2 protein-coding genes are annotated in these 2043 nt (G+C 40.9%); one reads left to right on the forward strand and one right to left on the reverse strand.

What is annotated here, in order from left to right; translation table 11 throughout:
* On the forward strand, nucleotides 1–785 hold a 785-nt coding region (locus F6K20_RS35965; protein ID WP_287298014.1), incomplete at its 5' end, for an Rpn family recombination-promoting nuclease/putative transposase.
* Nucleotides 786–893: 108 nt separating this feature from the next.
* Here the strand turns inward: F6K20_RS35965 and F6K20_RS35970 are convergent.
* Nucleotides 894–2043, reverse strand: a 1150-nt coding sequence (locus F6K20_RS35970) for a hypothetical protein (protein ID WP_287298016.1), incomplete at its 5' end; no start/stop codon positions are given.

Raw genomic sequence — 2043 nt, forward strand, 5'->3', positions numbered from 1 at the left:
TCTTAGAGATTATTGACCCATATAATGCTGGCCATACTACGGAGTTAAAGGATACATACCTGGATGTCAAGGCGATTCTAAATGACGGCTCGACGGTAATTATTGAAATGCAAGTGTTAAATGTTCCAGCTTTTGATAAACGAGTAATCTATAATCTCGCCAAAACCTATAGCACTCAATTAAAATATGGAGAAGGATATTCTAAACTTAAGCCGGTGATTGCTTTAACAATTACAGACTTCACCATGTTTGAGCAAACCGACCGATACCTAACTCGATTTCTATTTCAAGAAGAGCAAGAGAAGTTTATCTACCGAAACCAACACCTAAGCATGGTGTTTGTGGAACTGCCGAAATTTTCCCGGTCTTTAGAAGAGTTAGAAACGGCATCGGAGAAATGGATATATTTTATGAAGGAAGCCCCAAATTTAGAAGCAATTCCCGATACCTTATCAGAAATCCCGGAAATTGCTCAGGCGCTAACCATAGCTAATCAAGCCAATATGAGTAGAAAAGACTTGGAAGAATTACACAAACGAGAAGTGTTTATGGAAGACCGCAAAGGTGAAATTCGTCAAGCTCTCGAACAAGGTCGGGAAGAAGGGAGATTATTAATGCAGGGATTGATATCCCGTCAACTAGAAGGCAAAATTGGTGCAATTCCCTCAGAAATTCTAGAGGAAATTCAACAATTATCTCTAGACCAATTAGAAGGTTTAGGAGTTGCTATGGCAGATTTTACCACCAGCGTCGATTTGTCGAATTGGTTGCGGGATAACCAATGATATAGCCATTAAGTAGGGTGGGCAAAATTATAGCTTCTAGAATTCTCAAAAGAACTAAACGGTTTTTGCCCACCCTACTATTCTATTCCTGTTCCCTATTCCCTGTCCCTATTCCCTTTTTGATACCAGATTGATAATTCCATTTAAAATAAACGCAGCGATCGCACCAACTCCAACATGAAATAGCACAAACACGACACTGTAAGTCAAGCAAGGTGTAACACCAGTCTTGGGGCAATCTAAGGATTGTTTCGGGTAGATAATAGACTCTAGCGGTTTACCAGCGGTTTGGGAAGAAATACCACTGACCGCTAAACCAGTACCCACCAGGGCAATCCAACGTTCTAATCTTTTCTCCCTTTCTGCCTGGTCAATGTCTACTCGGGCTCGGATCGCACTTAGGGCTTGTTCCAGTAGTGCAGCACCATTCCCAAAATAGCCCAAATCTGATTGGATTTGTTCTTGAAAGAGGCGGCAATCATTGAAAAATGTTTGTAGAAAGCTCAGGTCATCTTGGGGGAGTTTGCCAGATATATCCCTCAGTTCTCGCTTATAGTTTTCAGCGTTAATAGTAATTGTTAGTCGATAATGGTCTAAATCTCGGAGTAAGCGAGAGTAGTCTAATGCCTTTTGGGAAACTGATTTGATATCTTCCTTGAATTTATTTAACTCTGCTTGACTCAAGCTTTGACTAGCTGGCCAGTGTTTAAAGGTTTCGTCAAAATACTGCTCAATGGTTTGATACTCCTTTTTAATTACCTGATAAATCTGACGATTAAGCTCATAAGCACGGATGACTTTATTTCGATAACAAAATAAGTTAATAAAATTGGAATAGTAATCGATAAACTTATCACTGGCTTCTGGTTCCCAAAAAATCCAAACCAGGATATGACAGTATTTTTCTGGTTGATTAGGAACTCCGTATTCAAAAATCGGACTGCCGAATAATTCCCCTTCTTGATTGAAGTTAGGACAGGGAATTTGAGCAGGAATGAAGGCTCGCAAACACTCGTCAGCCAGTTGTCTTAATTCCTGGCGATTTTGCAGTAACTTCCAGGGAATAAAGCGTTTTTGTTCTGTATACCAAACTGTTAAGACCAGAGTTTGACCAATGGAACTGCCGATTTGGTCAGGCATCAAGCAGCCTGCTGGGTTCAATTGTTCTAGAAAGCTGGAGGGGACTGGTTGGGTGCGTTGGGTCTGATTTTGCTCTAGTTCAGGACGGCGGAGGTTTAGGGCTAAGGCATAGGTATCA

The sequence above is a fragment of the Moorena sp. SIO2C4 genome (genome assembly GCF_010672485.1).
Lineage (GTDB): Bacteria > Cyanobacteriota > Cyanobacteriia > Cyanobacteriales > Coleofasciculaceae > Moorena > Moorena producens.